Origin of the sequence: Cytobacillus sp. IB215665 (assembly GCF_033963835.1) — a bacterium.
GTDB lineage: Bacteria > Bacillota > Bacilli > Bacillales > SM2101 > Nanhaiella.
The window spans coordinates 25,667-34,245 of record NZ_JAXBME010000029.1; the positions used below are offsets into that span (position 1 = coordinate 25,667).

The 8,579-nt window shown below is 35.6% G+C and carries 9 protein-coding genes and 2 tRNA genes; 1 reads left to right on the top strand and 10 read right to left on the bottom strand.

The window, feature by feature from the left end; translation table 11 throughout:
* Positions 1 to 9: 9 nt before the first annotated feature.
* The 3 genes from SLH52_RS22375 to moaC all read right to left on the bottom strand — a co-directional run bounded on the left by SLH52_RS22375 (position 10) and on the right by moaC (position 1,441).
* Positions 10 to 189: a twin-arginine translocase TatA/TatE family subunit gene (locus tag SLH52_RS22375; protein ID WP_214484454.1), complete on the bottom strand. Its 180-nt coding sequence runs from the start codon at positions 187 to 189 to the stop codon at positions 10 to 12.
* Between the two features lie 95 nt (positions 190 to 284).
* Positions 285 to 923: a redox-sensing transcriptional repressor Rex gene (locus tag SLH52_RS22380; protein WP_214484453.1), complete on the bottom strand. Its 639-nt coding sequence runs from the start codon at positions 921 to 923 to the stop codon at positions 285 to 287.
* Between the two features lie 32 nt (positions 924 to 955).
* A complete protein-coding gene (gene moaC / locus SLH52_RS22385) occupies positions 956 to 1,441 on the bottom strand; it encodes a cyclic pyranopterin monophosphate synthase MoaC (RefSeq protein ID WP_320211421.1) in 486 nt (161 codons plus the stop codon).
* Between the two features lie 555 nt (positions 1,442 to 1,996).
* Here moaC and SLH52_RS22390 point away from each other — a divergent pair.
* A complete protein-coding gene (locus SLH52_RS22390; protein ID WP_320211422.1) occupies positions 1,997 to 3,928 on the top strand; it encodes an ABC-F family ATP-binding cassette domain-containing protein in 1,932 nt (643 codons plus the stop codon).
* Positions 3,929 to 4,368: 440 nt separating this feature from the next.
* On the opposite strand, the gene tsaD is transcribed toward SLH52_RS22390, so the two are convergent.
* The 7 genes from tsaD to SLH52_RS22425 all read right to left on the bottom strand — a co-directional run bounded on the left by tsaD (position 4,369) and on the right by SLH52_RS22425 (position 8,502).
* Positions 4,369 to 5,391, bottom strand: coding sequence for a tRNA (adenosine(37)-N6)-threonylcarbamoyltransferase complex transferase subunit TsaD (gene tsaD / locus SLH52_RS22395; protein ID WP_320211423.1), 1,023 nt, complete (start codon positions 5,389 to 5,391; stop codon positions 4,369 to 4,371).
* Positions 5,391 to 5,840, bottom strand: a complete 450-nt coding sequence (rimI, locus tag SLH52_RS22400; protein ID WP_320211424.1) for a ribosomal protein S18-alanine N-acetyltransferase — start codon at positions 5,838 to 5,840, stop codon at positions 5,391 to 5,393. Before rimI ends, tsaD begins: the two co-directional genes overlap by 1 nt.
* The gene (tsaB, locus tag SLH52_RS22405) at positions 5,818 to 6,546 is read right to left on the bottom strand and encodes a tRNA (adenosine(37)-N6)-threonylcarbamoyltransferase complex dimerization subunit type 1 TsaB (protein WP_320211425.1); all 729 of its coding nucleotides are present in this window, start codon (positions 6,544 to 6,546) and stop codon (positions 5,818 to 5,820) included. Before tsaB ends, rimI begins: the two co-directional genes overlap by 23 nt.
* A complete protein-coding gene (tsaE, locus tag SLH52_RS22410; RefSeq protein WP_320211426.1) occupies positions 6,543 to 7,001 on the bottom strand; it encodes a tRNA (adenosine(37)-N6)-threonylcarbamoyltransferase complex ATPase subunit type 1 TsaE in 459 nt (152 codons plus the stop codon). Before tsaE ends, tsaB begins: the two co-directional genes overlap by 4 nt.
* 12 nt (positions 7,002 to 7,013) lie before the next feature.
* The gene (thiL, locus tag SLH52_RS22415; protein ID WP_413785575.1) at positions 7,014 to 8,006 is read right to left on the bottom strand and encodes a thiamine-phosphate kinase; all 993 of its coding nucleotides are present in this window, start codon (positions 8,004 to 8,006) and stop codon (positions 7,014 to 7,016) included.
* A gap of 331 nt (positions 8,007 to 8,337) precedes the next feature.
* Positions 8,338 to 8,413: transfer RNA gene (locus tag SLH52_RS22420), tRNA-Asp, on the bottom strand.
* A gap of 12 nt (positions 8,414 to 8,425) precedes the next feature.
* A tRNA-Met gene (locus tag SLH52_RS22425) sits at positions 8,426 to 8,502 on the bottom strand.
* Positions 8,503 to 8,579: the final 77 nt, after the last annotated feature.

The following is an 8,579-nucleotide window of genomic DNA, read 5'->3' on the forward strand; positions in this document are numbered from 1 at the left end:
ATCCTAATGTTACTTCTTTTTATTATTTTCATTTGCAATGTCTTGTGCCGCTCTCTTAAATTCTCTAAGTGTTTCTCCAGCAGCTTTTCCTAATTGAGGAAGCTTATTTGGACCAAAGATAACGAGTGCGATCACTAAAATTAATATAAGACTTCCTATTCCTATGTTAATTGGTCTCACCTCCATCATAAATTACAAATAATTTTCCTGATCTATCATTATAAAGCATATATTGTTATTATAACTCGATGATCATCTAAACGACCACAATGCCAGTAGAGCTACTATTCAGTTGGGTAGTTTTTAAGGAAATATACTAAAGATTGTAACTCAACTGCTAAATCAATGTGATGAATTCTAATATGGTCAGGTACATTAATTCGAGCTGGTGTAAAATTCAAAATACCCTTAATACCTGTTTCTACTAAACGATCGGTCATCCCTTGAGCAACTGGTGCAGGTACAGTTAAGATGGCAACACTTACATCTTTGGTAATATATTTTTCTAAATCATCCATATGATAAATAGGAACATCTCCAACTGTAGTGCCAATTTTTTGCTCATCAACATCAAATGCAAGTTCAATTTTCATATTATTATTTTTAATAAAATTGTAATTTAAAAATGCAGTACCTAAATTCCCGACCCCGATTAACACCACTTTTGTCAGTTCATCTTGATCTAGTGTTTGTCGAAAAAACGTTAATAAATAATTAACATTATAACCATACCCTTTTTTACCTAAAGCACCAAAATACGAAAAATCTCTACGTATTGTTGCTGAATCTACTTTTACAGCCTCGCTTAACTCAGCAGAAGATACGCGCTGCTTACCTGCAGCATGAAGATTTTTAATGAATCGATAATACAATGGTAAACGCTTTGCAGTAGCTTGTGGAATTTTTGTTTGTTCGTTATTCACTTCTATTCCCCCACATTCAAACAGCTATTCATTCACTGCTCTCTAATAAAGTCTCCGTTCTTTCCACCAGTCTTCTCTAATAAATAAGTTGGACCAATAACCATACCTTTATCAACTGCTTTACACATGTCATAAACAGTTAAGGCACATGTGCTAGCAGCAGTTAAAGCTTCCATTTCAACACCTGTACTACCCTTCGTTTTAACTTCTACGATAATAATAAGCTTGTATAAGTGCTTTTCTTCTTCCCATGTAAATGTGATATCGACACCCTTTAAACTAATTGGGTGACACATCGGGATAATATCTGATGTTTTTTTTGCAGCCATAATACCAGCCACTTGAGCTACAGCTAAAACATCCCCTTTTTTTATTTTTGAATGAATAATTTGTTCATAAATTTCTTTACTAACTGAGATACTTGATCTCGCTATAGCAGTTCTTAATGTTTCGCCCTTTTCAGAAATATCAACCATCTTTGCTCTACCTTGATCATTAAAATGTGTAAATGAAGACACTGTTGCTTTTCACCTCTCAATATGACTATACTACACTATTTTTACAATCCTGTCGTTACTTTAACAAGGCGTGAAAACTATATGTACACCCAAGTCCGTTTCTATCACCTTCTTAGTAAATGGCTTTTTCGTAAGTGGTGTGGCAATTGTAATTAATAATTTAGCCTATTGTTATAGTTTTAATGATGAAAAGGTGCAACAAATACTATGAGAAATCCTATTTATGTCTTAGTACAAGGCTTTTTTCGCATTAATTGCTGTTATTCGTTTTAAGAGAAAATACGTATAAACCTAGCGGTCGTAGCTTCTTTCCTCTTAATAAATGAGGTCAATTGCAAAAAATTTTATGAAAAGAGCCTATACATCGTACATGATATAAAAGCTAAGTCTAAAATATCTTCACTAAGAAAGCGCATACAAATCAAACTGAACTATTGTTAAAAATAAGCACTTCTCAAACCTTAGATAGTTAAACATTGGAATCCAGTGAAAGAATATTGCTCATTTCATACATTTTAAGATACACTAAAACTATTATAACAGAGGTGAACTAACATGATAGTGTTACAAGTGAATCAGCTCACAAAATATTTTGGATCTGATCTTATTTTATCGAATATAAAGCTAGAAGTACAATTGAAAGATAGAATAGCTGTCGTTGGCCGTAACGGCGCTGGAAAATCAACCTTATTGAAAATAATAGCAGGATACATGTCTCATGATAGCGGAAGCGTCATGAAACCGAAAGATATTTCTATTGGATATTTAGCACAGCATAGTGGCTTAGATTCGGACTTATCTATTTGGGAAGAAATGTTAACCGTGTTTGAACCGTTAAAAAAAATGGAGATAGAATTACGTAAACTAGAAGAAAAAATGTCCAATCAAAGCCTTATGTCAAACAAGGCAGATTACGACAAACTATTAAAAGAGTATGATCATTTACAAATTCAATATAAAGAACAAGGTGGCTATCAATATGAAGCTGATGTACGAGCTGTTCTACACGGACTTCAGTTTTCCAGCTTTAATTACTCAACACCTATATCATCTTTAAGTGGTGGTCAAAAAACGAGGCTTGCTCTAGGGAAGCTATTATTAGCAAAGCCAAATTTATTAATACTAGATGAGCCTACTAACCACCTTGACATTGATACTCTTACTTGGTTGGAGCAATATTTACTCGGCTATCCAGGAGCTATTCTCATCGTATCTCATGACCGTTATTTCCTTGATAAAGTCGTTACACAAGTATACGAAATATCTCGAACTAATTCAGCAAAATTCATCGGTAATTATAGTGATTATTTAAAGAAGAAAGCAGAAAATTATGAACACGATTTAAAGCTTTATGAAAAGCAGCAAGGTGAAATTGCCAAGCTTAAGGATTTCGTTCAACGAAACTTAGCACGAGCTTCAACAACAAAACGAGCACAAAGTAGAAGAAAACAACTGGAGAAAATGACAGTCCTAGATAAGCCTACTGGAGATGAAAAATCGGCTTCGTTCCACTTCGACATCGAACGTCAAAGTGGAAATGAAGTTTTAAAAGCTAAAGACATTTCTGTTTCTTATGAAAACAACAAGCCTATTATCCAACATATCAATTTTCAAATCATGAAAAGTGACAGTGTAGCTTTGGTAGGTCCAAATGGTATTGGGAAATCAACTTTACTCAAGGCAGCGATTAATAAGATACAAGCCCTACAAGGAGAATTTTCTTTTGGATCAAATGTTAAAGTTGGATACTATGACCAAGAACAAGCAAATCTTAGTTCAAATAAAAGTGTTCTTAATGAACTTTGGGATGAGTACCCATCAAAACCCGAGAAGGATATAAGGACAGTGTTAGGCAACTTTTTATTTTCAGGTGATGATGTGTTGAAGCCGGTATCAACACTTAGTGGTGGCCAAAAGGCACGACTTGCGTTAGCAAAGCTTATGTTACAAAAAGCTAATCTGTTAATTTTGGATGAGCCTACAAACCATTTAGACTTGGATAGTAAAGAAGTACTTGAAAATGCATTGATTGACTATCCTGGTACAATTCTATTCGTCTCCCACGACCGCTATTTTATAAACCGACTAGCTACGAAAGTGTATGAACTTACTACAAACGGTATTACTGAATATTTGGGAGACTATGATTATTTCATATCAAAGAAAGCAGAAATTGAAGAACTTAAGCTGCTAAATGAACAAAAAGTAGTTAGTCCTTCAATCAAGGAAGATAAAACACAGACGAAGCTGACTTATGAACAAGACAAGGAAATGAAGAAATTACAGCGTCAAAGAAAAAGAAGAATCGAAGAGCTAGAAATAGAGATATCAAAACTCGAAGAAAAAATAGATAAAAATGAGACTCTCCTATGTGACCCAACTATCTTTCAAGATCACGAAAAAGTGGCCGTGATTAATGAAGAAAACTCACAGTACCAGGAGCAACTAGAACAATTAATGACCGAATGGGAAACACTCCATGATTAGAAGAAAAGTGGAGACGACTGTTTTGCCTCGACAAGCGTTGGAACTACAATCCTAGAAGGTGCTTTTTACCTTTTAGGATTGTAGTGAAACGACCTCGAGAGGCTAGGGATACAGAAGAGAAGCGCAAGCCCCCAATAAGCACTACAATTATTGCAAAAAAGATGTTTCTTACACTTCATATGGATTGTAGTTGACTCTTCCACATAGTTATCCACAAACAATTCATTGTAATGTATGTTATACACCGACTTTTACACATTATCCACAGTTTTTATCAAAGTTATCCACTTATCCACTTGCTTCAAAAGTGCTTTTAAACTAGCTTTTGTTACTAATTTTCCACAATAGTATTTTTTCTGTGGATAAAGGTGTGGAAAAAGACCGTATCCTTAGGAAGAATCACGGTCTTTCATAACACTGTTATGTTATTATTCATTTTACTATTGCTCAATATCAAGGCCAGGGTTCCCATTTAAAGCCATGTCCGAACGCTTTCCTTGTTTAAATAATACACTACCTGCTGCTGCAATCATTGCCGCATTATCTGTACATAGAGTTAGCGGAGGAATAATTAATTCTATATCATCCTTTGACGAAAATTTTTCTTTAAGAGCAGCTCTTAACCCTTGATTAGCAGCTACACCACCAGCTAATAATACTTGTTGGACATTATACTTATCAACAGCTAACATCGCTTTTGTGACTAATACATCTATTACGCTTGCTTGAAAGCTTGCTGCGATATCTTTTGTTTCTAAATCCTCACCACGTTGCTTCGCATTATGTAATGTATTTATCACAGCAGATTTCAATCCACTAAAACTGAAATCAAAAGAACCTTCTTCAAGCCAAGCTCGAGGAAGCTTAATCGTCGCTTCTCCTTCATGAGCTAGTCGGTCAATGTGAGGACCACCTGGATATGGTAGTCCCAATGTTCTTGCAACTTTATCATAAGCTTCACCTACAGCATCATCACGTGTCTCTCCAATTACTTTAAATGATCCGTGTTTTTCCATATATACTAATTCTGTATGCCCACCTGAAACAACCAATGATATAAGTGGGAATTTCATTTCAGATACTAGTTGATTTGCATAAATATGTCCAGCTATATGGTGAACCCCAATAATAGGAATGTTGTGCGCAAGAGCAATAGCTTTGGCAGCATTGACACCAACTAACAAGGCTCCGACTAATCCTGGCCCTTCAGTAACAGCAATTGCATCGATCTCGTTATATGATATTTGCGCCTGCCTTAGCGCTTCTTCAAGCACAATGGTAATTTGCTCTACATGATGTCTAGAGGCTATTTCTGGCACAACTCCTCCAAAACGCTGATGACTTTCTATTTGGGATGCTACAACATTCGCTAAAATTTCACACCCATTTTTTATGATTGCTACAGCCGTTTCATCGCAGCTTGTTTCGATTGCTAAAATAATTTGATTTTGTATTTGTTCCATTATATATTCACCCACATTATTAATGCATCCTCTTGGTTATCTGTATAGTAATTCTTCCTAATTCCCCCATCATTAAATCCTAATTTGCGATAGAGCGATTGGGCAATTATATTTGATACCCTTACCTCTAATGTCATCGTCTTTGCTCCAAGTGCTTTTGCAAAATCCATCAGCTGCTTTAGCATGGCTTCTCCTAGTTTCCTGCCACGACATTCTGGTAACAAAGCTACATTCGTAATATGAGCTTCGTCTACTATAATCCATGCCCCACAATATCCAATAACTAGCCCGTCTTCTTCCGCTACGATATAATGGGCGTATTTGTTATTATTAATTTCACTTAAAAAGATGTCCTTACTCCAAGGGGTAGCAAAGGATGCCTCCTCCACCTTCAGTACATCTTGAATATCCTCAACATTCATTAACCTAAACAATGTTGTTGTTTCCATTTGCAGTTCCACTTTCTTTTTTCTGTGCTTCTAACCATTTCGCTTCTGCTTCAGCAAGGCGAATATAATTCGGTGAAAACTGGTGAATATCCTCATTTTCCCTATGCATTCCTAGCAATGCCAATTCAGCTGGTCTTGGATTGTTTAAACTCTCAGCTGCAAACACTGCTTTACCCCTAAGCTCACTGATCATTACTTCTTTATGTAAATCAACGTCATTACCTAACAATAATATTGGTTTATCGAGTGATGATAATGACTTAGCCCAGTCAGATGAGAGAACATTTTGATCTTGTTTCACTTGCTGCAATCCATCAGCTTTATATGAATACAATCCCGTATAAATTTGTCCCCGCCTGGCATCGAATAGCGGTGAAATATATCCAGGAAAAAAATGCCCATTTGCTGCGAGTACTTCTAGGCTTGATACGCCTGAAAGTGGGATTTGTAATGACCATGCTAGTGTTTTTGCAATTGTAACACCGATTCTTACACCAGTATAAGAACCTGGTCCTTTTGCAACAACTATTTTCGATAGTTCCTTTGTTGAAATATTAGAGTCCTGCAATAATGATTCAATTGCAGGCATGACACGAATCGAATGATTCTTTTTTACATTTGTAATTATTTCTCCAATAACCTTACTTTCATCAACAAGAGCAATACCCATCACATCATTTGAAGAATCAATTGCTAACACTGTCATTTGCTTAATATCTCCTTACATACTTGTTCATAACGTACGCCAATAGGTTCTAGCATAAGCTTCCGTTTATATTCACTCATATGATTAATTCTCACTACTAGTCGTTCTACTGGTAACTGATCAGCAATTAAATGAGCCCACTCTACAACTGTGACTCCATTTCCTTCGAAATATTCTTGAAATCCAAGATCTTCATACCCATTTTCTAATCTATATACGTCCATATGATAAAGAGGTACTTTACCTTGATACTCCTTAATGATTGTGAAAGTAGGACTATTTACATTTCTTGTAATCCCTAGTCCTTTCGCTAAACCTTTAGTAAATGTTGTTTTGCCTGCACCTAAATCACCTTCTAGTACAATCACATCACCCTGCTGCAAATAATTAGCTAGCTCGTGTGCAATTTTCATTGTTTGCTCAGCAGAATCAGTTATAATTTCATAAGTTTTCATCTTCTTCACCTATCAATTGTTAAAATGGTTATAGCCTTTTTTTTGTACCGGTTTAACTTTCCCGTCATTTGTTTGTAGTAAAACTTCTGAAGTTCCAGATTTCACTTGCCCAATCGCTGTTACCTTATAATTTTGTTTAACACATTCTTTCTCAAAATGTTTCCAATCACTCTGCGGCAATGTACCTATGAGTTCGTAATCCTCTCCACCATACAGAGCTTTGATAACAGCTTCCTCACTACAAACATCACGTATTTGTTTACTTAAAGGAATGAGACCTTCTTCAAGATATATTGAAACATTACTAGCTTCAGCAATTTCATTTGCTTCACTAGCTAATCCATCACTAATATCATTTAACGCTACCCTATTATAACATGCCAGCAAACGGCCAACCTCCACACGAGGATAAGGCATTTGATGCTTGTTTACTAAATCTTTTTCAGTTAATTGATAAGAATATTTAATCCCATTATCTAATAACAACTGTAACCCTGCAGAAGAATCACCTAACGTCCCTGTAACAAACACGATATCACCATCCTTAGCATTACTTCGAAAAAGTTTTTTTCCTTTTTCAACTTCACCAATGACGGTTACCGATATAACTAGTGGACCATTTGTAGATACAGTATCTCCACCAATCATATCCATATCATAATTTCTAGCTAGATCATTCATTCCTGCATATATGACAAGAATATCTTCTTCCTTCCAATGTTTAGGTATAGCAATGGATATTAAATAATAGAGAGGTATCCCCCCCATTGCTGCCACGTCACTTATATTAGCTGCTAAAGCTTTAAAGCCAATATGATAGGGCTTCATAGTACTTCGCTTAAAATGGACTTCTTCTACCATCGTATCAATACATATTATTTGATCAAACTTATCCTTTGATGAGACTAATGCTGCATCATCTCCAATACCCATTATTAAAGATGATTGGTTTACAACATGTGGTTTAATTTTGTTTATTAATGAAAATTCATCAATCACACTCATAAAATACCACTCCATCACGTTTATATAGTAAATTATTTTAATAAAGATTATTTGATCATCAAAATTGTCTTTAAGCCTTTTATTGTTGAAATACCACGAAATCTAGTCAATACTAATTTAATTCTTAATAAGAAAAGACAACTAAATTTCTCTATATACATTATTTCTTTTTTATCACTAAATTAGAACAGTTTGTTGAGGTTTTATGGGATTTTATCACTATTTAGCTACAAACAATTCTAAAAATATTTAAAGATGAACTACTCTGTTATTGTCAAGTTTACAAATACAAAAAAACGAAACATCTAGTTTCGTTTGAGTCAGTTATATATGGCGGTCCCGACGGGAATCGAACCCGCGATCTCCTGCGTGACAGGCAGGCATGTTAACCGCTACACCACGGGACCATATTTTTTCTTTGGTTGCGGGGACAGGATTTGAACCTGCGACCTTCGGGTTATGAGCCCGACGAGCTACCAGACTGCTCCACCCCGCGATAATAAAAATTTATGCCTGGCAACGTCCTACTCTCACAGGGGGAAACCCCCAACTACCATCGGCGCTGAAGAGCTT

Excerpts from the sequence above, each read along its gene's own strand:
- SLH52_RS22375 (WP_214484454.1), bottom strand. The coding sequence starts at position 189 with ATGATGGAGGTGAGACCAATTAACATAGGAATAGGAAGTCTTATATTA.
- SLH52_RS22390 (WP_320211422.1), top strand. The coding sequence starts at position 1,997 with ATGATAGTGTTACAAGTGAATCAGCTCACAAAATATTTTGGATCTGAT.
- tsaD (WP_320211423.1), bottom strand. The coding sequence starts at position 5,391 with ATGGAACAAATACAAAATCAAATTATTTTAGCAATCGAAACAAGCTGC.
- rimI (WP_320211424.1), bottom strand. The coding sequence starts at position 5,840 with ATGGAAACAACAACATTGTTTAGGTTAATGAATGTTGAGGATATTCAA.
- tsaB (WP_320211425.1), bottom strand. The coding sequence starts at position 6,546 with ATGACAGTGTTAGCAATTGATTCTTCAAATGATGTGATGGGTATTGCT.
- tsaE (WP_320211426.1), bottom strand. The coding sequence starts at position 7,001 with ATGAAAACTTATGAAATTATAACTGATTCTGCTGAGCAAACAATGAAA.
- thiL (WP_413785575.1), bottom strand. The coding sequence starts at position 8,006 with ATGAGTGTGATTGATGAATTTTCATTAATAAACAAAATTAAACCACAT.